We start from the raw sequence: 24,413 nt of genomic DNA, 5'->3' as shown, positions 1-24,413 counted from the left end.
GATAACTTTCCTTATTGAACGGATTCAGGACGCACATGGCGCGCGGCGAACATCAGCGCACCGGAGAGGAAACAAGGCAGCGCGCCGAAATACAGCGCCGAGGTCTGCCAGTCGCCACCGGCGGACAGCACCTGGGTGGCGCCGAAACCCGCCACCACCGCGCCGATCGGCCCCATGGCGTGGATGATCGCGCCGCCGGTGGCGCGGATGCTGGTAGGGAAGCTTTCGCTGATGAAGAACAGCGCCGCCGAGTAAGGGCCGATCAGGAAGAACAGGCCCAGGCTGTAGAGACCCACCACCATCGGCATGTTGCTCGGGCCGTAGAGCATGCCGGCGAACGACAGGCCGCCGAGCATCCAGCCCAGGCCGATGACATTGCGCCGGCCGATCTTGTCGCCCATCCAGCCGTGGCTCAGGTAGCCGCAGTAGCCCACCAGGTTGGAGAGCACCAGGATGATCAGCGAGTTCTCGAAGGAGATGTGGTGCACGCTGACGATCACCGACGTGCCGAGCACGCTGAACACCTGGATCGCCGCCCAGTTGAGCAGGATCGCCGCGCCGATCACCAGGGTCGCGCGCCGCGCCGGGCCACGAAAGGCCGCAGCCAGGCCGGCCTTGCTGTGCTCGTCATAGTCCACGCCATAGGTCAGCGCCACCGCCTGGGCCTCGCTCACCGAACCACTTTTGCGCAGCTGGCTGATGCGCTGGTGGATCTGGAACTGCGGGCTCTCCTTGAGCTTGCGCGCCATCACCGCAATGACGATGGCCGGGATCGCGGCGAAGATGAAGCAGCCTTGCCAGCCGATGATCGGCAGCAGCACCGCGGTCAACCCGGCGGCGATCAGCGCCCCCACCGGCCAGCCACCCTGCACCAGGCTGTAGATGAAGCCCCGGCGCTTGGCCAGTTGCGGGTCGTCGGATGCCGCGTACAACTCGCTGAGGTAGGTGGCGTTCACCGTTTCCTCGGCATAGCCCAGGCCGCCCAGGGAGCGGATCAGGATCAGCGGCGACTTGCCCCAGGCGCCGCCGATGGCGGTCAGCGCCGAGCAGATGGCCGAGCCGCTGACGGTGAAAATGATGCCCATGCGCCGGCCCAGCTTGTCCACCAGCGGCCCGATGGCCAGGGCCACCACCGCGGTGCCCACCGCCACCCAGGTGGCGATCTCGGCCTGCTCGACCTCGCCCCAGCCGAAGTGCCGGCCGATCTCCGGCAGCAGGGTGCCAAACAGAATGAAGTCGTACACCGCAAACACCCAGGCGAAGAAGGCGATCCAGGTGGCGAAGCGCACTTGGGCCGGGGTCAACTGCTGGGGTTTCCAGCCAGTCAGGTCGAGCTTGTTATAGATAGACATCAGTCACGCCTCGATGAAGTGGCCGGGGTCAGCGGTTGCGCGGGTGGCGGCGGATAAAGTCGTCGGCGATCTCGTCGAAGGTGACGAAGCGCACGCCGGCATGGCTCTGGATGTGTTCGATCAGGCGTTCGAGCATCAACAGCACTTGCGGGCGGCCGGAGACGTCGGGGTGGATGGTCATGGTGAACACCGCGTGCTCATGCTCGCGGTAGACCCAGTCGAACTGGTCGCGCCACATTTCCTCCAGGTGCCGCGGGTTGACGAAACCGTGGCTGTTGGGCGCCTTCTTGATGAACATCATCGGCGGCAGGTCGTCCAGGTACCAGTTGGCCGGGATCTCCACTAGGTCGGTTTCCTGGCCCCGCACCAAAGGTTTCATCCAGGTGTCGGGGTGCTGGCTGTAGTCGATCTTGGTCCAGCTGTCGCCGACCCGCACGTAGTAGGGATGGAAGTCGTTGTGCATCAGGCTGTGGTCGTACTTGATGCCCTTTTTCAGCAGCAGCTCGTTGGTCACCTTGCTGAATTCCCACCAGGGCGCAACGTAGCCGGTGGGGCGCTTGCCGGTGACCCGGGTGATCAGCTCGATGGATTTGTCGAGGACGATCTCTTCCTGTTCCGGGGTCATGGCGATGGGGTTTTCGTGGCTGTAGCCGTGCACGCCGATCTCGTGGCCGGCCTCGGCAACCGCCTTCATCTGCTCGGGAAAGGTCTCCATGGAGTGGCCGGGAATGAACCAGGTGGTGCGCAGGCCATAACGCTCGAACAGCTTGAGCAGGCGCGGCGCGCCGACCTCGCCGGCGAACAGGCCGCGGGAGATGTCGTCCGGCGAATCCTCGCCGCCGTAGGAACCGAGCCAGCCGGCCACCGCGTCCACATCGACACCAAATGCACAGAGAATTTCTTTAGCCATGAGCGGCCTCCAGTGATTGCTTGTGGTTGAAAAAAATCGTCGGAGCTAGCGCGGCAACGCCGCCTCCAGCGCCAGGGCCGCATCCAGCAGTTGCCGGTCATGGCCCTGGGGCAGGCTCAGCAACAGCCCGGTGGGCAAGCCCTGGGCATCGCGGCCGCTGGGCAGAGCCACGCCGGGCATGTCGAGGAAACTGCCGGGCATGGTCAGGCGCAGGGTCGCCAGGTTGGTCCGGGCAAAGAGCTCTTCGTCCTGCTCCAGGGGCGCCAGGGGCGGCGCCACATGGGCCACGGTGGGGGTAATCAGCACCGCGCCGTCCAGTTCGTCCTGCACCTGTTGCTGCAACTGGCGCCGCGCCTGGTACAGCCGCAGCAACTGGCTGGCGGGCATCTGCCGGGCGCTTTCCAGGCGCCGTCGCACCCGCGGATCGAGCTGTTCGGCGTACTCGCTGTCGAGCAACGGCTGGTGCAGGGCGAAGGCTTCGGCGGCGCCGAGCCAGCCTTGTTCCTGGATCAGTTGCAGGGTGGCTTGCAGGCTGTGCAGCGGCCGTTGCTCCACCAGCGCCCCGGCCTGTTGCAGGCTTTCGATGACCACCAGCAGATTGGCCCGCACGGCAACCTGGGTACGGCTGTCGTCAAGCACTTGCGAATCGACCCAGAAGCGTTGCCCCGCCAGGCTGCGGGGCGGCGGCAATTGCCGGGGGTCGCCACCGCGCAACAGCCCGTCGATCAGCCAGGCATCGCGCACGCTGCGGGTCAGCGGCCCGAGGCTGTCGAGGCTTTCGGCCAGGGGAAACACCCCCTCGCGGTCATAGCGCAGGGAGGTGGCGCGGTAACCCACCAGGCCATTGAAGGCTGCGGGAATGCGGATCGAACCGGCAGTGTCGGTGCCCATGGCGATCGGCACGATACCGGCCGCCACCGCCACCGCGGAACCTGCCGAGGAACCACCGGGAATCCGTGGCTGGGCATCACTGTGGGGGTTGATCGGAGTGCCGAAGTGCGGGTTCAGGCCGAGCCCGGAATAGGCGAACTCACTGAGGTTGGTCTTGCCCAGGCTGACCAGCCCGGCCCGGCACAGCTGCCGTACGCTGGACGCATCCACCTTGGCCGGCGGCGCCTCGCGACGCACCTGGGCGGCGGCGGTGGTGATACTGCCGGCCAGGTCGAACAGGTCCTTCCAGGCCAGGGGCACGCCATCCAGCAGGCTCAGCGGCTGGCCGGCCCGCCAGCGGGCAGCCGCCGCCTCGGCCTCGCGCCGGGCCCGGGCCGGGCACAGGGAAATGAACACATGGGGCGTTGCCTCGGCCAACGCCAGGGCCTGCTCCAGAACCTGGACCGGATCGGTGCGGCCCGAGGCAAAGGCTTGCGCCATGGCCGTGGCGTCGTTCAGCGAATCAGGGTGCATGGCTCACTCCGCAAAAATCTAAAAATGTACTAAATATTAAAATGTACATTTTATACAGAGCAGATTCCGTGCCAGCTCAAAACGCAGGGAGCACCGCGTGCTTTCGGAAAATCCCCCAGATTCGCCTGTAATAGCGAGCCAGAGTGGGTTACTGACAGAGATCGCGCGACGACCGACGGAGAAAATCCTCGCCCAAGGGGCTGCCATTGAAATAATGTATCTTTTATTAAAAAGTACATTTTGGTGCAGAAAGGTAACAACCCACCCAGGGCGGCCCCAGGACGGGGCAACCAAACGTGGCACTCAGTGACACTTGGCAACTGTGAGAGAATCCCCGGCCACCGCGGCCCGGCAACGGGCTCGTCACCCACCGGCAACAGCCCCTAGAGGAACCGATGAAAGCAGTGTCAGCAGAGGACCCGCGCACCGCATCGCGCTACGCCATGATCCGTCAGGTCTTGCGCGACGCCATCCTCCAGGGCACCGCCCTGCAGGGCCTGGTGCTGCTGGAAGCGCCCCTGGCGGAACTGTTCGGCACCAGCCGAGTGCCGGTGCGCAAGGCCCTCGATCTGTTGCACGGCGAAGGGCTGATCAGCCGTTTTGACGGCCGCGGCTACCTGATCAACCCCCAGGGCCTGGAGATCGAACCGCTGCGCCTGCCCCTGAGCCATGCCCACCTGGGGCTGGCCAGCGACGAAGAACTGGTGGACACCCGCCCCCTGGGGGAACGGATCTACGAAGAACTGGGCAGTGCCCTCTCCACCTGCATCGCCTTCGGTCATTTTCGCCTCGACGAACAGGCCGCCGCCGAGCACTACGGCGTCAGCCGCGCGGTGGTCCGCGAAGCACTGATGCGCCTGCGCGATCGCGGCCTGGTGGAAAAGGAACCCTACTCCCAATGGCTGGCCGGGCCGCTGACCGCCCGGGAAGTCACCGAAGACTACGAACTGCGCGCCTGCCTGGAACCCGAAGCCCTGCGCCAGAGCGCGCCGGGCCTGGGCCGCGAACGCCTGGAACAGATGCTGGAACGGGTGACCCAGGCGCAACAGGCCGAGCACTGTGGCCTGGAGGCCCTGGAACGCCTGGAAGAAGACCTGCACCAGCAATGCCTGGGCGGCTTGCAGAACCGCAAGATGGCGGCGCTGATCCGTCAGGCCCAGAGCCCGATGATCATCAACCGGATCTTCTACCGCCTGCTGGGCATCGGCGCCGACCCGGCGATGCTCGCCGAGCACCGACTGATCCTCGAACTGCTGCTGCACGGTGCCTACGACGCTGCGGCCCTGAACCTCAGAGAACACCTGCAACGCGCCCGCCAGCGCATGTTGCAACGCCTCAAAGTGCTGTCGGTGCTCCCGGAACCGGAACTACCCGGCTTCCTCAGCAAAATCAGCTGAGCCCCGTAGCCGCTGCCGAGCCCGCGAGGCTGCGCAAAGGTCCGCAGGACCTTGCCTGGCGATCGCCTGCCAAACCTCCGGCGGCCCTCAGAACCCCGCGTCCCTGCGGGCCTTTCGCAGCCTGCGGCAGCGGCTACAGTGCGTTGCGCTTTACCAGGCTGAGGTCGGGGACGGTGCTGCGGCGCTGGCTCAGGTAGCGGGTGCAACTGACCCGCAGGAAGGAGGCGAAATTCACCACTTCGCCACGGTAATCCATGACCTCTTCATACAGCTTGGCGATCAGCTGGTTGGTGGTCATGCCGTCCACTTCGGCGATCTCGCTGAGGATGTCCCAGAACTGGTTTTCCAGGCGCAAGGTCGTGACCACGCCACAGATGCGCAACGAGCGAGAACGGGATTCGTAGAGAATCGGGTCGGCTTTGACGTACAGCTCGCACATGGCGTGGCCCTCGCTTACAGGGTGATTTTGGTGCCCAGCAGGCCCAGGAAACCGGCCAGCCAACTGGGATGCGCCGGCCAGGCCGGGGCGGTGGCCAGATTGCCTTGAACATGGCCTTGGGTCACGGGGATATCGATATAGGTGCCCCCCGCCAGCCGAACTTCCGGGGCGCAGGCCGGGTAGGCGCTGCATTCGCGGCCTTCGAGGATGCCGGCCGCCGCCAGCAGTTGCGCGCCGTGGCACACCGCGGCAATCGGCTTGCCAGCCTGGTCGAATTCCCTGACCAGTTGCAGGACCTTTTCGTTCAGGCGCAGGTATTCCGGGGCACGGCCACCGGGGATCAGCAGGGCGTCGTAATCGCTGGACTTCACTTGGGCGAAATCGAAGTTCAGGGCAAACAGATGGCCCGGCTTTTCGCTGTAGGTCTGGTCGCCCTCGAAGTCGTGGATCGCCGTGCGCACGGTCTGCCCGGCGCTCTTGTCGGGACACACCGCATGCACGTTGTGACCGACCATCAGCAGGGCCTGGAACGGCACCATCACTTCGTAGTCTTCGACGTAATCGCCAACCAGCATGAGAATCTTTTTCGCGGCCATGGAGTGGACTCCTTTCAGTGAAAGACGGGGGCGCAAGGAGTATTCAAGGTAGCCCCAATCCACCGGCCCGGGTAATAACCCGGTACTACAGCGACAACTGTACGGACAACTCTGCACCCAGCTGTAGCACCAGGATCGCGCGGCTTTATGGCTAGATGCAGGCACCTGTGTCCCTGTACGAATTCTGGTAGCCATCATGTCCTCGCGCGAAAACACCGGCATGGCCCTCGGCCTGCTGGGTGTCATCATTTTCAGCCTGACCCTGCCCTTCACCCGGATAGTGGTGGAGCAGATGCACCCCTTGCTCAACGGCCTGGGCCGCGCGCTGTTCGCGGCGATCCCGGCGGCCTTGCTGCTGCTCTGGCGCCGGGAAAGATGGCCGACCTGGAAGCAGGTCAAGGGCCTGAGCGTGGTGATTCTCGGGGTGATCCTCGGCTTTCCAGTGCTTTCGGCCTGGGCCATGCAGACCCTGCCCGCGTCCCACGGCGCGCTGGTCAATGGCCTGCAACCGTTGTGCGTGGCGCTGTATGCGGCGTGGCTGTCCCACGAGCGGCCGTCGAAGGCCTTCTGGGCTTGCGCCGCCCTGGGCAGTGCGCTGGTGCTGGGTTATGCGCTGCTCAGTGGCGCGGGCAGCATCCAGGCCGGTGATGTGCTGATGCTCGGGGCGATTGCCGTGGGCGGCCTGGGTTATGCCGAAGGGGGCCGGCTGGCGCGGGAGATGGGTGGCTGGCAGGTGATCTGCTGGGCTCTGGTGCTGTCCACGCCGCTGCTGATCGGACCGGTGTGGTACCTGGCGGCGCAGCACCAGGGGGCGATTTCCATGAGGACCTGGTGGGCCTTCGGCTACGTTGCGCTGTTCTCGCAGTTCCTGGGTTTTTTCGCCTGGTATGCCGGGCTGGCCATGGGCGGAATTGCTCGGGTGAGCCAGATCCAGCTACTGCAGATCTTCTTCACCATCGCCTTTTCCGCCCTGTTCTTCGATGAACAGGTGCAGCCCATTACCTGGGTGTTCGCGGTGGGCGTGATCCTTACCGTGGTCCTGGGGCGCAAGACCGCGGTGCGCCCGGCCACACCGCTGCCCACGCCGCCGGCCAGCCCTCAGCCGAGGTAACCGTCGGCCTTGAGCAGGGTTTCCAGGCAATGTTCGCTGATCTGGTAGAAGGCCTTGAGCTCTTCGATCCTGGCCAGCAACTGGCTGGGATCCTGCGGTTCGGCACGCTTGACCGCCAGAATCATCTTGTTCTTGTTGGTGTGCTCCAGGGAGATGAATTCAAAGACCTTGGTTTCATAACCGCAGGCTTCGAGGAACAGCGCCCGCAGGCTGTCGGTGACCATTTCCGCTTGCTGCCCCAGGTGCAGGCCGTATTGCAGCATCGGCTTGAGCAGCAGCGGGCTCTGGATCTGCTGGCGGATCTGCTTGTGGCAGCACGGCGAGCACATGATGATCGCCGCGCCGGAGCGGATACCGGTGTGGATCGCGTAGTCGGTGGCGATGTCGCAGGCGTGCAGGGCGATCATCACTTCCAGCTGGCTGGGGGCCACGCTGCGCACGTCACCGCACTTGAACACCAGGCCCGGGTGCTCCAGGCGCTGCGCGGCGGCGTTGCACAGGGTCACCATGTCCTCGCGCAACTCGACGCCGGTGACTTCGCCCTCGGCCTTGAGGGTATTGCGCAGGTAGTCGTGGATGGCGAAGGTCAGGTAGCCCTTGCCGGAGCCGAAGTCCGCCACCCGCACCGGCTGGTCGAGCTTGATCGGCGAGCTGCCCAGGGCGTGGCTGAAGACCTCGATGAACTTGTTGATCTGCTTCCACTTGCGTGACATCGCCGGAATCAGCTCATGCTGCTTGTTGGTCACCCCCAGGTCGGCGAGAAACGGCCGGCTGAGGTCGAGGAAGCGGTTCTTCTCCCGGTTGTGCTCGGCGGACGGCGCATCGCGCTGGGTTTGCGGCTTGCCCTTGAACAGCGAACTCTTGCCCTTCTTGCTGTATTCGAGCTGTACCTCGTCGGTGAGGGTCAGCAGGTGGGCGTTCTTGAACGCAGCCGGCAGCAGCTCGGCGATGGCGGCGATGCCTTCGTCCAGGGAGAAGTTCTTGGTGATGTCCCGGGTCTTGTAGCGATAGACGAAGGACAGGCACGGCTGCTCCTTGACCGTCAGTTGCTTGATGATCAGGCGTTGCAGGTCCGCCTCCGGGCCCACGTGCTTGGCCAGTACCAGCTTGATAAAGGCGTTCTGCGTGAGGCTGGTGTCGAGCAGTTGCAGGAACTGGGCGTGATGATCCGGCGCGGGGCGGGCGGAAGGTGCGGTAACAGACATGGGGGCAGGAGCCTCGGGCGATGCGCGGTGTCGATCAGGGAATGGCGGGTATTTTAGGGAGCAAGCCCCGTCGGGGCACGAAGTTATTCACCCGACGGTAAAAAATCGTCGCCCCCCGGAAAAATCCCCCCAATCCCGCCCCGTAGGAGCTGGCTTGCCAGCGAAGGCGTCCCCAAGGGCGGTGCAAGGCTCACGGGCCTCTTCGCCGGCAAGCCGGCTCCTACACAGGTAGCACGCCATAGTCCCCAGCTGGGTGGGTCAGTTGAGCACCACCAGGCGGTTGGGCAATTCGTTGCGTACCTGGGTCAGGGGCACATGGGTCTTGAGCAACTCGCCGCTGGCTTCAATGCAATCAAGGAAGCCCTGCAGGGTCTGGCCTTGCCGGACCTGCTGGGTAAAGGCCTGGACAATCGCGTTCCAGTTCTTGTTGTCCAGGCGCCTGGAGATGCCCTCGTCCACCAGGATCTCCACATAGCGCTCGGCTTCGCTGACAAAGATCAGCACCCCGGTGCCGCCCACGGTGTGGTGCAGGTTCTGTTCGAGGAACTGGCGCCGGGCCAGGTTGGAAGCGCGCCAGTGACGCACCGATCGCGGAATCAGCCGGGTGGTGACCCGCGGCAGGCGGAACACCAGGCACAGCACGATAAAGGTCGCCCACTGCGCCAGCAGCAACAGGTGCATGTTCAGCCAGCCGGTGGCGTAGTGCACCAGCCCCGGCACCACCAGCGCCAGCAGGCTGGCCCAGAGCAGCGGGATATAGGCGTAGTCGTCGGCCCGGGCCGCCAGCACCGTCACCAGTTCGGCGTCGGTCTGCTGTTCCACCCGGGCGATGGCTTCGGCCACCTGCCGTTGTTCGAATTCACTGAGTAATGCCATGTCGTTGGATTTCCGCTTTTTATTGTCAGTTACCAGCCGCCGGAGGAACCGCCGCCGCCAAAGCTGCCGCCGCCACCACTGAAGCCGCCCCCGCCGCCGGAGCCGCCACCAAAACCGCCGAAGCCACCGCCTCCGCCACCGCCGCGCCCGCTGGTGGTGGTGATGAACCCGAGCGCCTGCGCCACCATCACCACCAGGATGAACAGCAGCACCATGAAGATGAACAGCCACGGGTGACGCTGGACAAAATCGTCCTGGTCGCTGCTCTGGCCGCCGCTGTCGTAGGCCGTGGCCGGCTCGTCCAGCGGCGTACCGCCGAGCACCAGGAGCATGGCCGAAACCCCGTCGCTGATGCCCTTGCTGAACTGCCCGGTCTTGAACGCCGGGGTGATCACCTGGTTGATGATCACCGAGGCCTGGGCGTCGGTCAGGCGCTCCTCCAGGCCGTAGCCCACTTCGATGCGCAGCTTGCGCTCGTCCCGAGCGACGATCAGCAGCGCGCCGTTGTTCTTGTCCTTCTGGCCGATGCCCCAGTGGCGCCCCAACTGGTAGCCGAATTCCTCGATGCTGGCGCCTTGCAGGTCCGGCAGGGTCACCACCACCAGCTGTTCGCCGGTGGCCTGTTCGTGGGCTTGCAGTTGCCGAGTCAGCAGGGCGCTGATGGTCGGCTCGATCATCTGCGCGTCGTCCACCACCCGCCCGCTCAGGGCCGGGAACTTCAGCTCGGCCTGGGCCGAGACCGCAAAGACCCAGAGCAACAGCACCAGGCCGATTTTATAAAGTCGCATCAGCACCTCATCCTTAATGTTTGTCCGCGTGTGCTACCAACTGCCGGACGCCCCGCCACCGCCAAAACTGCCGCCACCCCCGCTGAAGCTGTCCGAGCTTGAACTGGAGCTGGAGCTGCTGGAGTCGAACCAGTCGAACGCACTGCTGCTCGAACCTGCGTCGCGCTCGGCCCTGGTTTCGCGCCTGGCCGAATCGTCGCTGGCAACAACCGGCGAATCATTGCCGCTGCGCCATTGGGTCAGGAACCCGAACAACGGTACACCGACGAACACCAGGTAGAAAAACCTCTCGAACCACCACATCCACTCGATGCCCTGGTACCAGCTTTTCTCCACCGAGCGGTACACCAGCATCGGCCGGTCGGTGGACGACAGTACGTTCACGATGGACGTGGCCCCGGCAATGATCCCCGAGGAATACAGGTCGTCCTTGAAGTACGGAATGATCGAACCATCGATGATGAAGTGGGCCACCATGTCGTTGAGCCGCCCCTCCAGGCCGTAACCGACCTCGATCCGCACCTTGCGATCGTCCTTGGCCACCAGCAGCAGGACGCCGTTGTTCTTGTCCTTCCGGCCGATCCCCCAGTGCCGGCCCAACTGCAGGCCGAACTCCTCAATGCTATGGCCACCCAGGCTAGGCACCGTGGCCACCACGACCTGGTCGGTGGTGGTCTGCTCGAGCCGCTCCAGCATCTGCGCCAGGTAGACCTGCGCCGATGGCGTGAGCAACTGCGCGGTGTCCACCACCCGCCCGGTCAGCTTGGGAAACAGGCGTTCAATCGGTGCCGCTGTCGCAGTGGTCGGTGCGGGCTCGACCTGGACAGCGGGTTGCGACGAACGCAACGGCACCCCATCCGTGGGTGTGGGCCCGGGTGGTTGCGCCAGTACGGCGCCACCCACCAGCCAAAGCCACAGCAGCGCGCCTTGCAGCACGCGCCGCCCGGGGCTCATCAGAATTTGACTTGCGGCGCTTTGTCGGCGTCGGGGCTGGTGGCCTCGAAGGATTCACGCACCGGCATGTCGCTGTACATCAGGCTGTGCCACAGGCGGCCGGGGAAGGTACGGATCTCGGTGTTGTACTTCTGCACCGCCAGGATGAAGTCGCGACGGGCCACGGCGATGCGGTTCTCGGTGCCTTCAAGCTGGGATTGCAGGGCCAGGAAATTCTGGTTGGCCTTGAGGTCCGGGTAGCGCTCGGAGACCACCATCAGGCGGCTCAGGGCACCGCTCAACTGGTCCTGGGCCTGCTGGAACTGCTTGAGTTTTTCCGGGTTGTCCAGGGTGCTGGCGTCCACCTGGATCGAGGTGGCCTTGGCCCGCGCCTCGATCACCGCGGTGAGGGTCTGCTCTTCGTGCTTGGCGTAGCCCTTGACGGTTTCCACCAGGTTGGGGATCAGGTCGGCGCGGCGCTGGTACTGGTTCTGCACCTGGCCCCAGTCGGCCTTGACCTGCTCGTCCAGGGTCGGAATGTTGTTGATGCCGCAGCCGCTGAGCAGGCTGGTAAGCAGCAACAAGGCAGCGATGGGCCAGCTCGAACGCAGGCTTTGAGTGATGTTCATGGGTGAGGCTCCTTGCACAACCTGATTGAAATGAAGCTTTTGCCCGCTTTCACACATCCTGTGGGCAAAATCTGCCTGCGCCACTGGAATGCATCGGGCTGATGGGCTAAAAGATGCCCAGCGCGAAAAAGAGTTCAGAAATAAGGCGGTGTGAAAACGTCGCGAGTGAAGGCAAGACAAGGCAAAAACAGGCGAGGAAGCGGAGTGTAGGAGGCTACATGAGCATTCCGAGCCTGTTTTTAACGCCGTATTGCCGAACGCAGCAGTTTTCACACCGCCTGAAGTGTGCGGGAATTATCTGAACAACAATAGTCGCTCCCTAAATTTTGGCTGTTCGACGCGTCACTCATGCGTCGGTCTTGAGCCCTTGAGAACAATATTCATGAAGAAGCTGTGTTTGCTGGGCCTGCTGGTCAGCCTGGCCAGTCACCCTGTATTGGCCGAAACTGCCCCGGTCCCCCTGGAAAACAAAGAAGCCTTTATCAGCGACCTGCTCAAGCGCATGACCCTGGAAGAGAAGATCGGCCAGCTGCGGCTGATCAGCATCGGCCCGGAAATGCCCCGCGAGCTGATTCGCAAGGAAATTGCCGCGGGCAATATCGGCGGCACCTTCAACTCCATCACCCGCCCGGAAAACCGGCCGATGCAGGACGCGGCCATGCGCAGCCGGCTGAAGATCCCGATGTTCTTCGCCTACGACGTGATCCACGGCCACCGGACCATCTTCCCCATCAGCCTGGCCCTGGCCTCCAGCTGGGACATGGATGCCATCGGCCGCTCCGGGCGCATTGCCGCCAAGGAAGCCAGCGCCGACAGCCTGGACATCACTTTTGCGCCGATGGTCGATATCTCCCGCGATCCGCGCTGGGGCCGTACCTCCGAAGGCTTTGGCGAAGACACCTACCTGGTCTCGCGCATCGCCAAGGTCATGGTCAAGGCCTACCAGGGCCAGAGCCCGGCCCTGCCGGACAGCATCATGGCCAGCGTCAAGCACTTCGCCCTGTATGGCGCGGTGGAAGGCGGTCGCGACTACAACATCGTCGACATGAGCCCGGTGAAGATGTACCAGGACTACCTGCCGCCCTACCGCGCGGCGATCGACGCCGGCGCCGGCGGGGTGATGGTGGCCTTGAACTCGATCAACGGCGTGCCCGCCACCTCCAACACCTGGCTGATGAACGACCTGCTGCGCAAGGAGTGGGGCTTCAAGGGCCTGGCGGTGAGCGACCACGGGGCGATCATCGAACTGATCCGCCATGGCGTCGCCAAGGACGGACGTGAAGCGGCCAAACTGGCGATCAAGGCCGGCATCGACATGAGCATGAACGATTCGCTGTACGGCAAGGAGCTGCCGGGGCTGCTCAAGTCCGGCGAGATCGAACAGAAGGACATCGACAACGCCGTGCGTGAAGTGCTGGCCGCCAAGTACGACATGGGCCTGTTCAAGGACCCGTACGTGCGCATCGGCAAGGCCGAGGACGACCCCGCCGACACCAACGCCGAAAGCCGCCTGCACCGCAGCGACGCCCGGGATATCGCGCGACGCAGCCTGGTGCTGCTGAAGAACCAGAACGACACCCTGCCACTGCAGAAAACCGCCAAGATCGCCCTGGTGGGCCCGCTGGCCAAGGCGCCGATCGACATGATGGGCAGTTGGGCCGCCGCCGGGGTGCCGGCGCAATCGGTGACCCTCTACGACGGCATGCGCAATGTACTGGGAGACAAGGCCCAACTGGTGTACGCCCGGGGTTCCAACATCACCGCCGACAAGAAGGTGGTGGACTACCTGAACTTCCTCAACTTCGATGCCCCGGAAGTGGTGGACGACCCGCGCACGGCGCAGCAGATGATCGACGAAGCGGTGAAGGCCGCCCGGCAATCGGATGTGATCGTGGCCGCGGTGGGTGAATCCCGGGGCATGTCCCACGAATCCTCGAGCCGCACCGACCTGCACATTCCTGCCAGCCAGCGCGACCTGATCAAGGCCCTCAAGGCCACCGGCAAGCCACTGGTGCTGGTGCTGATGAATGGCCGGCCGCTGTCGCTGCTGGAAGAAAACCAGCAGGCCGATGCGATCCTGGAAACCTGGTTCAGCGGCACCGAAGGTGGCAACGCCATCGCCGACGTGCTGTTCGGCGACTACAACCCGTCGGGCAAGCTGCCGATCACCTTCCCCCGCTCCGTGGGGCAGATCCCCACCTACTACAACCACCTGACCATCGGCCGGCCGTTCACCCCGGGCAAGCCGGGCAACTACACCTCGCAGTACTTCGACGACACCACCGGCCCGCTGTTCCCGTTCGGCTATGGCCTGAGCTACACCAGCTTCAGCCTGTCGGACATGGCCCTGTCCTCCACCACCCTGAACAAGAGCGGCAAGCTAGACGCCAGCGTGACGGTGAAGAACACCGGCAAGCGTGACGGCGAAACCGTGGTGCAGCTGTACATCCAGGACGTGGCCGGCTCGATGATCCGCCCGATCAAGGAATTGAAGAACTTCCAGAAAGTCATGCTCAAGGCCGGTGAAGAGAAAGCCATTCACTTCACCATCACCGAGGACGACCTGAAGTTCTACAACGCGCAGCTCAAGTACGCCGCAGAGCCGGGCGACTTCAATGTGCAGATCGGCCTGGATTCCCAGGACGTCAAGCAACAGAGCTTCGAACTGCTCTGAGCCTGCCAGCGGCCGGCGCAGGACCTGCGCCGGCCGACTCCTTCTGTAACCCCCACAATCGCTGCAATATCTGTCGCCGCTGCCGAGCCTGCGAGGCTGCGCAAAGGTCCGCAGGACCGTGCTTGTCGATCTCCCGCCAAACCTCCATCGGACTCACGACCGCCGCGACCGCTTCGCGCTCGTTCGCAGCCTGCGGCAGCGGCTACAGCCAGCCGTGTCAGCCACGTGAGTCAGCCGCGCCGATCCAGCAGGTTGACCACCAGACGGTCGACCCAACCCCAGATCCGCTGCTTGATCCGCCGCCACAGCGGTCGCTTGCGCCACACCGCCAGGCTGACTTCCTCGCTCTGGGCAAAGTCGGCGTCAAAACTCGCCACCACTGCCTGGGTCAACGCAGGGTCCAGGGCCTCCAGATTGGCTTCCAGGTTGAAGCGCAGGTTCCAGTGGTCGAAGTTGCACGAGCCCACGCTCACCCAGTCGTCCACCAGTGCCATCTTCAGGTGCAGGAAACGCGGCTGGTACTCGAAAATCCGCACCCCGGCCTTGAGCAGGCGCGGATAGTAGCGGTGCCCGGCATAGCGCACCGCCGGGTGGTCGGTGCGCGGCCCGGTCAGCAGCAGGCGTACGTCGAGGCCTCGGGCCGCCGCCTTGCGCAACGAACGGCGCACCGACCAGGTGGGCAGAAAATACGGGGTCGCCAGCCAGATGCGCCGCTGCCCGCTGCTCAGGGCCCGGATCAGCGAATGCAGGATGTCGCGGTGCTGGCGGGCGTCGGCGTAGGCCACCCGGCCCATGCCCTCGCCGGTATCAGGCAGGCGCGGCAGGCGTGGCAGGCCGAAATCGGCACCGGGCTTCCAGGCTCCGCGATACAGGTTGGCGCTCCATTGCCGGTCGAACAGCTGCTGCCAGTCGCTGACCATGGGGCCGGCAATCGCCACCATCACCTCATGCCAGTCGCAGCTGTTGTCCTCGGGTTTCCAGAACTCATCGGTGACCCCAGTGCCGCCCACCACCGCCAGGGCCTGGTCCACCAGCAGCAGCTTGCGATGATCGCGGTACAGGTTGAGAAAGCCCTGGCGCCATTTCAGCCGGTTGTAGAAGCGCAGCTCGACACCGGCCTCGGTCAGGCTGCGGCGCAGGGCCTGGGTAAAGGCCAGGCTGCCGTAGTCGTCGAACAGGCAGCGCACCCGCACCCCGCGCTGCGCTGCCTGCACCAGAGCCTGGACCATGGCCTCGGCGCAGGTCCCGGCTTCCACCAGGTACAGCTCCAGTTCCACCTGGTGCTGGGCGCGGGCAATGGCCACCAGCATCCGCGGGAAGAACTGCGGGCCGTCGATCAGCAACTCGAAGCGGTTGCCTTCGCGCCAGGGGAACACCGCTGCGCGCATGTCAACGCGCCGTGAAGATCAGCACCGCACCCACCGGCACCGAGAAACTGATGGCCGACAACCCGGCCATCTTGCGCAGGCTGTCGAGGCCGGGGGCCAGGTTGAAGTCCTCGGCGTTGAGCACCAGAGGTTCCAGGGTCACCACCTGGAAGCGCCGGTCATCCAGGCGGGTGGCCAGCAATTCGGCGTTGTAGGTGTGTTCCTCGCCGTGCAGGGCGACGGTGACCGGCAGCAGCAATTCGATCTGTGCGCCGGGGGCCAGGTCGTTGATCGGTCGCAGGTTGATCTGTGCACTGATCCGTGCCTCGGGAAACTGGGCGATCTGGAACAGTTCCTGGCGCATGCGCTCATCGCGCAAGGGAATCCCGCTGCTCACCGACTCCAGTTCGATCTGCAACTGCGCCTGGCCCTTGCCATCGACCTTGCCATGCAGCACCAGAAAGCGCTGGACCTCGGAAACACTGGCGTTCTTGGTGGTGACGAAGGACACGCGGGAAGATTCGTTGTCCAGGTACCAGTTGGCCTGGGCCGGCAGGGCCAGTACCCCGAGCAGGCTGAAAAGAAGGCGGATCGGCGTACGCATGCAAGCTCCCATGTACAGAAGGCGCCACCTTAACCGCCCGCCAGAAGGCTGGCAAACGTCACGGCAGGCGGCGCAGTAGAGCTAGAAGCGGTAGGTATAGTCCAGGTAGAAGCGTTCGGCGCTATGGCTGATGATGCCTGCCGGTCCTCTGGAGAGGCTCTGGCGCTGGATGCCGTCGGGCTCCCCGTGGGTACGAAAGCGCCCGTGCAGCCAGGCGACATCGAGCCCATCGAACCAGCCGTCGAAGGCATAGCGCAGCACGCTCTGAAATTCCCGGCGGGAAAAACCTGCGTAGCCTTTGGCGTGATTGGAGGCAGCGTAGTGCATATCCAACTTCAGCCGCGGCAAGCCGAAGTCGGCGAAATCCATGCCTCCCAGCAGCTTGAACATCTCCTCGTCCTGCAGGCCGAAGTAGTAGAACAGCTTGCCGCTGCTGTTCCAGGTGCCGTTGTCCTGGGCGAAGAAGGTGCGGTCATAGTCGTCACCCCAGACCTTGTTCCAGGTCAGCCCGGCGTAGTAGCGGCTGAACCGGTACTTGAACAGCAGATCCAGATGCCGAGCATCGTGAGAGCGCTCCGCCTCATACAGCCCGCGCACGCCGGAATACTCGAAGCGCTTGCCGGCATCCTGTTGGCGCCCCCAGATGGCATACACATCGATGCCGCGCTCGGGGGCCAGTTCGAAACTGTGGGTCAGTTTCACCGAGGACGCGCGCAGGTAGTCCCGGGCCACGCCGTGTTCAAGCTGCAGGTTGCTGCCACCAGGCAACACATGACCCAGGGCATAGAGCCTCAGGTCATCGATCCGCTGCCCTCGATAGTTGCGCAGGTCCTGGCTCCAGCCCGAGTCGTTGCGCGGGCTGAAACCGTCGATGCGGCTGAAGTTCAGGCTCAGCGCGCCACGCTCGTAGCTCAGGTCCTGGCCCAGGGTGGCCGCCGGCAGGATGCGCGAATAGCGATCGTCGCGGTAAAGCTGGTATTGCCGGCTTTTTTTCCCCACTCCGGCGCTGACGGTTCCGGCTTCATCCACCCAGCGCCCACGCAGGTACAGCTCGAGGGGCTTGGCGATGCCATGGGGCTGCTGCACGCTGCGGTCGGCTCGCAGGTTGCTGATGTTGTTGACGTCTCGCCCTACGTGCAAGGCATCGGCCAGGCCATAGCTGTAGTCGAGACCCAGCACCTCGCGATACCAGCCGGAACTGAAGCTGAACTGGGTGGCCTGTACCCATTCATCCCGGGTCGGACCGAACCCTCCCCCGTCGTTTTCCTTCCAGTAGGACTGGCTGTAACGCAAGGACCTGAGGCTGTCCTCGAAAAAGCCCTCGGCCAAGGCCCCACCAGCCACCAGACAACACAACAGCCCGCTCAGATAACGTTGCTCAGCCCGCATGAGATCACCTGTTCTTATTATTGGAATTGGCGTCATGGCCGCCGAAGGCGGACCAGGCTTCATTCTCGGAGCAGCGGGGCAAAGGGCAATGGGCACTGGTTCCGCAGAATGGAACCCGGTGTCTGAGGAGAGCGTTGTCCGCACAGCACGATCAGGGCAGCCGGAATGCCCGAGCGAGAGGTTTCAGGCGATGTCTTTCTGCACCTGCTCGACGGTTTCCGCCAGTAGCCACAGGTGGCGGTTGCGCACCTGTTCGACACAGGCCAGGTCCCGCGGCCAGTGCAGGGCGATACTGCCGATCACCCGGCCTTCGGCCTGCAGCGGCAAGGCCACGGCGCGGATCAGGAACGGCAGGCGCACCGGGTATTCCCAGTGCCCTTCGGTGCGCTGGCCGAACCCCAGGTGCTGGGATTCCAGGCACTGTTGCCGGGCTTCGGCCGGCACCTGCTCCTGCTCGGCCAGGCGCTCGACTTCTGCACTGGCCAGGGCCCCCAGGCAGGCCTTGCCCATGGCCGAATGAAACAGGCTGGCATGCTGGCCGACAATCCGGCTGTTGCTCGGGTAGCGCTTGCGCAATACCTCGGGCACCGCACTTTCCAGGACCTCCAGGCTCTCGCCGTCGAAGCTCGACAGGTCGGTGACCAACCCGGTACGTGCACTCAATTCCAGCAACCAGGGCGCCGCCTGCTCCACCATCTGGCGCTTGAAGCGCTGCCGGCTGTCACCGAACAGGCTCCGGGCGCTCAGGCGGTAGCGCCGGTCACTCAGGCCTCGATAGATCCAGCCCTGTTCCTGCAGGGTCAGCAGCATGCGCGATACCGTGGCCTTGGCCAGGCCCGTCAGGTAGTGCAGCTCCTCCAGGCCCAGGGCCTGGTGCTGGCCGATCAGCTCGACAATGGCCAGGGCCCGCTCCACTGAGCGCACGCTGCCGGTTTCTACCTTGCTGGCCATAGTCCGAGCTCCCTGACTGAGGAAAAGGTTTTACCCAGCAAGATGCGGGCCTGCGGACCTTGGCGACCACACCCGTTTGATTACCGCAGGTTGCCCGGCGGCCGCTGCCGCACCCACTGCGTGAGCTGCTCATGGGCGTAAGCCAATTGCAGCACGGCGTGGTCGGCCTGGGCCGGACCGATGATCTGCAGCCCCATGGGCAAACCGGCCAGGTTGAAACCCACCGGAATGCTGATACTGGGCAAGCCGGCCAGGGTCGGGCCGATCACCACTTCCATCCAGCGGTGGTAAGTGTCCATTTCCTGCCCATCGATCTGCCGCGGCCAGGCTTGCCGTGCATCGAAAGGGAACACTTGGGCGGTGGGCAGCAGCAGGAAATCGTAACGCTCGAACAGGCGCTGCAACGCGCGATACCAGTCGCTGCGGCTCTGGGAAGCGCGATACACATCCGCCGCGCTCAGCTTCGCCGCACCCTCCACTTCCCAGCACGCTTCCGGCTTGAGCCAGCGGCGCTTGTCCGGGTCGTCGTACAGCGCCCCCAGGGAGCCCTGGACCAGCCAGTGGCGGTGTACCAGCCAGCAATCCCAGAGCTGGGCCAGGGAAAAGTCCGGCTGGCAGCTTTCCACCTCGCAGCCCAGGCTGGCGAAATCCCCGAGGGCCTTTTCGCACAGGCCCAGTACGCCCTGCTCCATGGCCAGGTAGCCGTTGTAGTCCCCCAGCCAGCCCAGGCGCAGGCCCTTCACATTTCGTTGCAGCGCCGCCTCCGGTTGCGCCGATGGGTCCTTCAGCGACAGAGGCGCCCGGGCGTCAAACCCGGCCTGGGTGCCCAACAGCCGCGCCACGTCGGCCACCGTGCGCCCCATGGGACCTTCGGTGGCCAACTGCTGCACGAACAGTTCCGGGGTCGGGCCGAACGGCACCCGGCCCTGGGAGGGGCGCATGCCGAACACGTTGTTGAAGGCTGCGGGGTTGCGCAACGAGCCCATCATGTCGCTGCCGTCGGCCACCGGCAGCATGCGCAGGGCCAGAGCCACCGCGGCCCCGCCGCTGCTGCCACCGGCACACAGGGTGCTGTCGTAGGCGTTGCCCGTGGTGCCGAACAACTGGTTGTAGGTATGGGAGCCCAGGCCGAACTCGGGCACGTTGCTCTTGCCGACGATGATCGCGCCACTGGCCCGGACCCGCGCCACGCTGATGGCATCCTCCTGGGGCACATGCTCGGCAAACAGCGGCGAACCCATGCTGGTGGTCATCCCGGCGGTGGCCGCCAGGTCCTTGATCGCCTGGGGCATGCCGTGCATCCAGCCCATGGACTGGCCCTGGGCCAACTGCCAGTCTCGCTCGTCGGCCTGCTCCAGCAGGGCCTCGGGGTCCCCCAGCGAGACCAGGGCATTGACCAGTGGATTGCAGCGCTCGATCTGCGCCAGGTAGGCCTGCATTACTTCGCGGCAGGACAGCTCGCGGGCATGGATGGCCCGGGACAGCGCCAGGGCGTCCAGGTCAACAATCGACGCATTGATCGATGGTTCTGCGGGGTTGATCAAGACTCACCTCCCAGGCTCACGGCATCGGGTTTTTCGTCTCTGACCGCGTCATACATGCAGTAGGTACCCAGCAGGCTGAGGACCGAGGTCAGCAGGACATAGAAGGCTGGTGCCACCGGCGTGGCCATGACCTTGCTCAGCCAGGTCACGATCAACGGCGCAAAGCCACCGAACAGCATGACCGTGACGTTATACGCCACCGACACTCCGGTGGAACGCACCTCGATGGGAAACTGCTCGGCCAGGGCCGTGGGGCCGGGGCCGAAGAAACCGCCGATGGCCCCGCACAGCAGCATCTGCATCGCCAGCAGGCGCTCGATGGACGGCGCCGCAGCGACCCACACATACAAGGGATAGACCATGACAAAAAACGCCAGGGTGAACGCCATCAGCACTGGACGTCGCCCAATGCGATCCGACAAGGCCCCGGCAAAGGGAATCACCAGGGTCATCAGGGCCACGGCGAACATCTGCACCAACAGCACCTGATCCAGGGGCAGGCCGAGGTTGGTGTGGGCAAAGGTCGGCATGTTCACCAGCACCACATAAAAGGACACGGTGCCCCCGCAGCACATGCACATGGACACCAGGATCGCTCGGCGATAGGCCGATACCACCTGCCACAACCCGGGCCCTTTGCCACGCACCTGCTTGCGTGCCTCGACAAAGGCTTGCGGCTCTTCCATGTACTTGCGGATCCACAGCCCCACCGGACCGATCAACAGGCCGATCACGAATGGCAGGCGCCAGCCCCAGAGTTCCAGGGTCTGGGGCGAGAAGAAATGGGTCACCGCCGCCACCATCGCCGCCCCGCTGAATACCGCCAGGCACTGCCCCACCAACTGCCAGGAGCCGTAAAGGCCCTTGCGGTGGGGCGGCGCACTCTCCACCAGGTAGGCCGTGGCGCTGGCGTACTCGCCACCGGTGGCAAAGCCCTGGAGCATGCGTGCCACCACGATCAGCAGCGGCGCTCCGATACCGATGGCCGCATAGTTGGGGGCGAACACGATCATCGCGATGGCCAGGGTCATCAGTTGGATGATCACCAGCATCGCCGCCTTGCGGCCCCTGCGATCGGAATAGATCCCCAGCAGCACACCGCCCACCGGGCGCATGAAGAAACCCACGCCGAAGGTGGCCAGGGCCATCAGCAGCGAGGTGTATTCGTCTTCCGCGGGAAAGAACTGGCGAGCGATGAAGCTGGCGAGAAAGCCGTAGACGATGAAGTCGTACCATTCCAGGGCGTTGCCGACCACGGCGGCAACCACCTGCCGGGTCCTGGAAACAGAGGGAGTCGAGACGCTCATGGGATGTTCCTTGGAGACTTTTGAGCCTTCTGGCGGGCTCGCTAAAGTGCCGGGCGCCTACAACACGCCCGGGGCAGTCAGGGACACAGGAACAGGAAGGGTCAGGACGGTTTGAGCCAGCTTTCCGCCAGGGCGCCCCAATAGGCCGCGCCGGTAAGGAGGATGTCGTCGTTGAAGTCGTAACCTGGGTTATGCACCATCGGCTGGGCCACGCCGTTGCCGATGAACAGGTAGCAGCCCGGGCAGCGCTGCAGCATCCAGCCGAAGTCTTCGCTGCCCATCAGCTTCGGCGTATTGCCGTTGACCGCCTCGGCCCCCACCAGCTCGACACCGATCTTGCGGGCGAACTCGGTTTCCTCCGGGCTGTTGACCAGCACCGGATAGGCCGGGCGATGCTCGATACTGACCGAGCAACCGAAACTCTCGGCCTGGGTGCGGATAATGGCCTTGACCCGCTCCAGCATCTGCTCGCGCACCGGTGCGTTGAGGGCCCGCAGGCTCAGGCGCAGCAGGGCCTGCTGGGGAATCACGTTGGCCGCCTCGCCCGCTTGCAGGGCACCGACGGTGACCACCGCGGCTTCCTGGGCATCGATGTTGCGCGCTACCACTGTCTGCAAGGCCATGACCATGCTCGCCGCTGCCACCAGCGGGTCTACCGTCAGGTGCGGCATGGAGCCATGGCCGCCGACGCCTTCGACTATCACGTTGAGCAGGTCCTGGGAGGCCATCATCGGCCCTTCGCGAAAGCCCAGGTGCCCGGCCGGCAGCCCCGGCATGTTGTGCAGGCCAAACAGGGCATCACAGGGGAAACGCTCCAGCAGGCCGTCGGCAAGCATGGCCTCGGCGCCACCCTGGCCCTCCTCCGCCGGCTGGAAGATCAGGTTCAGGGTGCCGTCGAACTGCCGGGTCGCCGCCAGGTAACGGGCCGCCCCGAGAAGTAGGGTGGTGTGGCCGTCATGCCCGCAGGCGTGCATGCAACCGCTGTAGCGGCTGCTGTAGGGCACCCCGGTGTTCTCGATGATCGGCAGGGCGTCCATGTCGGCCCGCAGGCCCAGGGTGCGGGGGCTGCTGCCGTTGCGCAGCACCCCTACGACGCCCGTGCGGCCCACGCCGGTGTGCACTTCATAACCCCACTCTTCAAGGCTGCGGGCCACCAGCGCCGCGGTGCGGTTTTCCTCGAAACCCAGCTCGGGGTGGGCGTGAATGTCCTGGCGGATGGCCCGTAGGTCGCTGGCGACATCGTTGAGCCAGGCAAGAATGTGCTGGTGTCGGGTCATGGCGTATCTCCTCTGGGTCGGGTGGGTTCCCGTTCTTTTTTTCGGAGCGCTGCACGAGGGCCAGGGCGTGCTCGAAGCTCTGCGTCAGATAACCGCGAGCCGGGGCACAGGACAATCAAATGTGGTTCCACTGGATGGAACACAAAGCTGCCGCCATCGTTTCGACCCCGGTCAGGGGTCCAGGCGGCAACCTTCACGGGCACTGCGCCAGACCGCGCTATGGGTGCGCCCCAGCGCGCTGGCGGTGACACGACGGGGCTGCGGCTCATCGAGAAAAGCGCTGGTGGGCAGGTACTGGCGCACGTAGGCGCGACAGTAGTCGGCAGGTTGTTGCATGACGTAACGGCAGGAGCAGTACTCCTTGGCGGTGTAGGCGCCGAGGATGTCCGGGAAGGCCTGCAACGCCACCCGCTGCTGCCAGCCCCAGCCCAGCAGCAGGAGCAGCCCGAGCGCCAGCAGGCTGAGCAGCGGACGCCGACGGATCAAGGGCCAGGGCTTCATGGCTGCTCCGGCGTGGCGAAGGCGGCCAGCACCCGCTTGAGCAGTTCATTGTGCTGGTAGCTGCCGTCACGGTCGTCGCCATAGCGCACGATCACCAGGCGCTGCGCCGGCAGCACATACAGCGCCTGGCCCCAGTGTCCCAGCGCGGCGTAGGTATCGGCGGGGGCATCCGGCCAGGGCCGTGGCGCCCCGTCCACCTCGCGGTTGAGCCACCAGTGCCCGCCCGCCACGGCCACGTCCTGGTTGGCCCGATAGCCACGAAAGGGCGTGCGGCAGAATTCGACCCAGGCCTTGGGCAGCAATTGCCGGTCGCGCCAACGGCCATCGCGCTGCATCAGCAGGCCAATGCGAGCCAGATCGCGGGCCGTCAGGTAGAGGTACGAGGAAGCGACAAAAGTGCCAGCAGCATCCCGCTCCCACACTGCCTGGGTGATGCCCAGGGGTTCGAACAGGGCACGCCAGGGATAGTCCGCATACTGCCCCTCCCCCACCATGCCCCGCAGGCTGGCCGCCAGCAGGTTGCTGTCGCCGCTGGAATAGCGAAACACCTGGCCCGGCGGGCCGGAGGCAGCCTGTTGCGCGGTGAAGGCGGCCATGTCCCGGTGCCCGCGGGTGTAGAGCATGGCCACCACCGAAGAGTTGAGAGGGGCGTATTCATAGTCTTCCTGCCAATCCAGGCCCGAGGCCCAGTGCATCAAGTCCGCCAGGGTGATGTCGGGATGGGCCTTGAGCGGCGGGTAGAACTTCGCCGCCGGGTCCTGCAACTGGAAGCGCCCCTCGCCAAAGGCCACCCCCAGCAGCACCGCCAGCAGGCTCTTGCTGGCAGACCAGGCGAGATGGGGCGTCTGTGGCCCGGTTGCCCCGGCGTAGCGCTCGTAGAGCAGTCGACCGTCGCGGATCACCAGCAAGGCGTCGGTGCGAACGCCCTGGCGGGACTCATCGTCCCGGGGCACAAAGGCGTAATCCTCCAGGGCCTGCAACGCCGGGCCGCTGGCTGGCGTGCCCTGGCTCCATTGCAGCGCCGGCCACTCCTCGGCCCGGGCCGGCAGGCTGAGTAATAGAAGCAGGGCCAGCAGCAACCAAGCTTTGGGCATGAAGGACACTCGAGAGCCGTCTGGGGCCGAGCCTATTGCGGGCACATGACCGTTTCGCGACAACC

Annotated in this window: 22 protein-coding genes; 3 read left to right on the top strand and 19 right to left on the bottom strand. The window is 64.8% G+C overall.

What is annotated here, in order from left to right:
• Nucleotides 1-11 precede the first annotated feature (11 nt).
• From F6S12_RS14670 to F6S12_RS14660, 3 genes are read right to left on the bottom strand one after another with little or no spacing between them, the layout of a single operon-like run.
• The gene (locus tag F6S12_RS14670; protein WP_011059705.1) at nt 12-1,352 is read right to left on the bottom strand and encodes an MFS transporter; all 1,341 of its coding nucleotides are present in this window, start codon (nt 1,350-1,352) and stop codon (nt 12-14) included.
• 28 nt (nt 1,353-1,380) lie between these two features.
• A complete protein-coding gene (locus F6S12_RS14665; protein ID WP_011059704.1) occupies nt 1,381-2,262 on the bottom strand; it encodes a polysaccharide deacetylase family protein in 882 nt (293 codons plus the stop codon).
• A gap of 45 nt (nt 2,263-2,307) precedes the next feature.
• Complete coding sequence (locus tag F6S12_RS14660) at nt 2,308-3,666, bottom strand: amidase (RefSeq protein ID WP_315869019.1); 1,359 nt, start codon at nt 3,664-3,666, stop codon at nt 2,308-2,310.
• A gap of 395 nt (nt 3,667-4,061) precedes the next feature.
• On the opposite strand from F6S12_RS14660, the gene F6S12_RS14655 reads away from it, so the two are divergent.
• Nucleotides 4,062-5,063 (top strand): GntR family transcriptional regulator, encoded by a 1,002-nt coding sequence (locus F6S12_RS14655; RefSeq protein ID WP_011059702.1) that lies wholly within the window; start codon nt 4,062-4,064, stop codon nt 5,061-5,063.
• A 133-nt stretch (nt 5,064-5,196) separates the two neighbouring features.
• Here F6S12_RS14655 and F6S12_RS14650 read toward each other — a convergent pair whose 3' ends face one another.
• Both F6S12_RS14650 and F6S12_RS14645 read right to left on the bottom strand, forming a co-directional pair.
• Nucleotides 5,197-5,502 carry a ribbon-helix-helix domain-containing protein gene (locus F6S12_RS14650; protein WP_011059701.1) on the bottom strand — a complete coding sequence of 102 codons (306 nt, stop codon included), beginning with the start codon at nt 5,500-5,502 and terminating at the stop codon, nt 5,197-5,199.
• 14 nt (nt 5,503-5,516) lie between these two features.
• Nucleotides 5,517-6,098, bottom strand: a complete 582-nt coding sequence (locus F6S12_RS14645) for a DJ-1/PfpI family protein (RefSeq protein ID WP_011059700.1) — start codon at nt 6,096-6,098, stop codon at nt 5,517-5,519.
• A 196-nt stretch (nt 6,099-6,294) separates the two neighbouring features.
• Between F6S12_RS14645 and F6S12_RS14640 the strand changes: the two genes are divergently transcribed.
• Entirely contained in the window at nt 6,295-7,209 is a 915-nt protein-coding gene (locus F6S12_RS14640; protein WP_041751995.1) for a DMT family transporter, read from the top strand.
• Here F6S12_RS14640 and F6S12_RS14635 read toward each other — a convergent pair.
• The 5 genes from F6S12_RS14635 to F6S12_RS14615 form a co-directional block, all read right to left on the bottom strand.
• Nucleotides 7,197-8,414 (bottom strand): class I SAM-dependent methyltransferase, encoded by a 1,218-nt coding sequence (locus F6S12_RS14635; RefSeq protein WP_015634453.1) that lies wholly within the window; start codon nt 8,412-8,414, stop codon nt 7,197-7,199. The two genes, F6S12_RS14640 and F6S12_RS14635, sit on opposite strands and share 13 nt — an antisense overlap.
• 258 nt (nt 8,415-8,672) lie before the next feature.
• Entirely contained in the window at nt 8,673-9,290 is a 618-nt protein-coding gene (locus F6S12_RS14630) for a TPM domain-containing protein (RefSeq protein ID WP_041116364.1), read from the bottom strand.
• Nucleotides 9,291-9,319: 29 nt separating this feature from the next.
• The gene (locus F6S12_RS14625; protein WP_123430182.1) at nt 9,320-10,078 is read right to left on the bottom strand and encodes a TPM domain-containing protein; all 759 of its coding nucleotides are present in this window, start codon (nt 10,076-10,078) and stop codon (nt 9,320-9,322) included.
• A gap of 33 nt (nt 10,079-10,111) precedes the next feature.
• Complete coding sequence (locus F6S12_RS14620) at nt 10,112-11,032, bottom strand: TPM domain-containing protein (protein ID WP_053156709.1); 921 nt, start codon at nt 11,030-11,032, stop codon at nt 10,112-10,114.
• The gene (locus tag F6S12_RS14615) at nt 11,032-11,640 is read right to left on the bottom strand and encodes a LemA family protein (RefSeq protein ID WP_011059694.1); all 609 of its coding nucleotides are present in this window, start codon (nt 11,638-11,640) and stop codon (nt 11,032-11,034) included. The genes F6S12_RS14620 and F6S12_RS14615 overlap by 1 nt, the downstream gene beginning before the upstream one ends.
• Before the next feature lie 382 nt (nt 11,641-12,022).
• Here F6S12_RS14615 and bglX point away from each other — a divergent pair, with 382 nt between their 5' ends.
• Nucleotides 12,023-14,314, top strand: coding sequence for a beta-glucosidase BglX (gene bglX, locus F6S12_RS14610; RefSeq protein ID WP_053156707.1), 2,292 nt, complete (start codon nt 12,023-12,025; stop codon nt 14,312-14,314).
• Nucleotides 14,315-14,544: 230 nt separating this feature from the next.
• Here bglX and F6S12_RS14605 read toward each other — a convergent pair whose 3' ends face one another.
• From F6S12_RS14605 to F6S12_RS14565, 9 genes are all read right to left on the bottom strand, one after another.
• Entirely contained in the window at nt 14,545-15,702 is a 1,158-nt protein-coding gene (locus F6S12_RS14605) for a phospholipase D-like domain-containing protein (RefSeq protein ID WP_077933463.1), read from the bottom strand.
• Between the two features lies 1 nt (nt 15,703).
• Complete coding sequence (locus tag F6S12_RS14600; RefSeq protein WP_011059691.1) at nt 15,704-16,285, bottom strand: YceI family protein; 582 nt, start codon at nt 16,283-16,285, stop codon at nt 15,704-15,706.
• A gap of 81 nt (nt 16,286-16,366) precedes the next feature.
• Nucleotides 16,367-17,674 (bottom strand): OprD family outer membrane porin, encoded by a 1,308-nt coding sequence (locus F6S12_RS14595; RefSeq protein WP_315869018.1) that lies wholly within the window; start codon nt 17,672-17,674, stop codon nt 16,367-16,369.
• Between the two features lie 183 nt (nt 17,675-17,857).
• Nucleotides 17,858-18,625 carry an IclR family transcriptional regulator gene (locus F6S12_RS14590; RefSeq protein ID WP_015634445.1) on the bottom strand — a complete coding sequence of 256 codons (768 nt, stop codon included), beginning with the start codon at nt 18,623-18,625 and terminating at the stop codon, nt 17,858-17,860.
• A gap of 80 nt (nt 18,626-18,705) precedes the next feature.
• Nucleotides 18,706-20,169: an amidase gene (locus F6S12_RS14585; RefSeq protein WP_315869017.1), complete on the bottom strand. Its 1,464-nt coding sequence runs from the start codon at nt 20,167-20,169 to the stop codon at nt 18,706-18,708.
• Nucleotides 20,166-21,476 carry an MFS transporter gene (locus F6S12_RS14580; RefSeq protein WP_041116354.1) on the bottom strand — a complete coding sequence of 437 codons (1,311 nt, stop codon included), beginning with the start codon at nt 21,474-21,476 and terminating at the stop codon, nt 20,166-20,168. Before F6S12_RS14580 ends, F6S12_RS14585 begins: the two co-directional genes overlap by 4 nt.
• 101 nt (nt 21,477-21,577) lie before the next feature.
• A complete protein-coding gene (locus F6S12_RS14575) occupies nt 21,578-22,753 on the bottom strand; it encodes a M20 aminoacylase family protein (protein ID WP_315869016.1) in 1,176 nt (391 codons plus the stop codon).
• Between the two features lie 171 nt (nt 22,754-22,924).
• Nucleotides 22,925-23,254 carry a hypothetical protein gene (locus F6S12_RS14570; RefSeq protein ID WP_011059685.1) on the bottom strand — a complete coding sequence of 110 codons (330 nt, stop codon included), beginning with the start codon at nt 23,252-23,254 and terminating at the stop codon, nt 22,925-22,927.
• Complete coding sequence (locus F6S12_RS14565; RefSeq protein ID WP_315869015.1) at nt 23,251-24,348, bottom strand: serine hydrolase; 1,098 nt, start codon at nt 24,346-24,348, stop codon at nt 23,251-23,253. Before F6S12_RS14565 ends, F6S12_RS14570 begins: the two co-directional genes overlap by 4 nt.
• Nucleotides 24,349-24,413 lie beyond the last annotated feature (65 nt).

It is taken from the genome of Pseudomonas sp. JV245A, assembly GCF_032424515.1.
Taxonomy (GTDB): Bacteria; Pseudomonadota; Gammaproteobacteria; order Pseudomonadales; family Pseudomonadaceae; genus Aquipseudomonas; species Aquipseudomonas protegens.
The sequence above is the reverse complement of the archived record's forward strand: the minus strand, read 5'-3'. Positions and strand labels throughout refer to the sequence as shown.

Excerpts from the sequence above, each read along its gene's own strand:
- F6S12_RS14670 (WP_011059705.1), bottom strand. The coding sequence starts at position 1,352 with ATGTCTATCTATAACAAGCTCGACCTGACTGGCTGGAAACCCCAGCAG.
- F6S12_RS14665 (WP_011059704.1), bottom strand. The coding sequence starts at position 2,262 with ATGGCTAAAGAAATTCTCTGTGCATTTGGTGTCGATGTGGACGCGGTG.
- F6S12_RS14660 (WP_315869019.1), bottom strand. The coding sequence starts at position 3,666 with ATGCACCCTGATTCGCTGAACGACGCCACGGCCATGGCGCAAGCCTTT.
- F6S12_RS14655 (WP_011059702.1), top strand. The coding sequence starts at position 4,062 with ATGAAAGCAGTGTCAGCAGAGGACCCGCGCACCGCATCGCGCTACGCC.
- F6S12_RS14650 (WP_011059701.1), bottom strand. The coding sequence starts at position 5,502 with ATGTGCGAGCTGTACGTCAAAGCCGACCCGATTCTCTACGAATCCCGT.
- F6S12_RS14645 (WP_011059700.1), bottom strand. The coding sequence starts at position 6,098 with ATGGCCGCGAAAAAGATTCTCATGCTGGTTGGCGATTACGTCGAAGAC.
- F6S12_RS14640 (WP_041751995.1), top strand. The coding sequence starts at position 6,295 with ATGTCCTCGCGCGAAAACACCGGCATGGCCCTCGGCCTGCTGGGTGTC.
- F6S12_RS14635 (WP_015634453.1), bottom strand. The coding sequence starts at position 8,414 with ATGTCTGTTACCGCACCTTCCGCCCGCCCCGCGCCGGATCATCACGCC.
- F6S12_RS14630 (WP_041116364.1), bottom strand. The coding sequence starts at position 9,290 with ATGGCATTACTCAGTGAATTCGAACAACGGCAGGTGGCCGAAGCCATC.
- F6S12_RS14625 (WP_123430182.1), bottom strand. The coding sequence starts at position 10,078 with ATGCGACTTTATAAAATCGGCCTGGTGCTGTTGCTCTGGGTCTTTGCG.
- F6S12_RS14620 (WP_053156709.1), bottom strand. The coding sequence starts at position 11,032 with ATGAGCCCCGGGCGGCGCGTGCTGCAAGGCGCGCTGCTGTGGCTTTGG.
- F6S12_RS14615 (WP_011059694.1), bottom strand. The coding sequence starts at position 11,640 with ATGAACATCACTCAAAGCCTGCGTTCGAGCTGGCCCATCGCTGCCTTG.
- bglX (WP_053156707.1), top strand. The coding sequence starts at position 12,023 with ATGAAGAAGCTGTGTTTGCTGGGCCTGCTGGTCAGCCTGGCCAGTCAC.
- F6S12_RS14605 (WP_077933463.1), bottom strand. The coding sequence starts at position 15,702 with ATGCGCGCAGCGGTGTTCCCCTGGCGCGAAGGCAACCGCTTCGAGTTG.
- F6S12_RS14600 (WP_011059691.1), bottom strand. The coding sequence starts at position 16,285 with ATGCGTACGCCGATCCGCCTTCTTTTCAGCCTGCTCGGGGTACTGGCC.
- F6S12_RS14595 (WP_315869018.1), bottom strand. The coding sequence starts at position 17,674 with ATGCGGGCTGAGCAACGTTATCTGAGCGGGCTGTTGTGTTGTCTGGTG.
- F6S12_RS14590 (WP_015634445.1), bottom strand. The coding sequence starts at position 18,625 with ATGGCCAGCAAGGTAGAAACCGGCAGCGTGCGCTCAGTGGAGCGGGCC.
- F6S12_RS14580 (WP_041116354.1), bottom strand. The coding sequence starts at position 21,476 with ATGAGCGTCTCGACTCCCTCTGTTTCCAGGACCCGGCAGGTGGTTGCC.
- F6S12_RS14575 (WP_315869016.1), bottom strand. The coding sequence starts at position 22,753 with ATGACCCGACACCAGCACATTCTTGCCTGGCTCAACGATGTCGCCAGC.
- F6S12_RS14570 (WP_011059685.1), bottom strand. The coding sequence starts at position 23,254 with ATGAAGCCCTGGCCCTTGATCCGTCGGCGTCCGCTGCTCAGCCTGCTG.
- F6S12_RS14565 (WP_315869015.1), bottom strand. The coding sequence starts at position 24,348 with ATGCCCAAAGCTTGGTTGCTGCTGGCCCTGCTTCTATTACTCAGCCTG.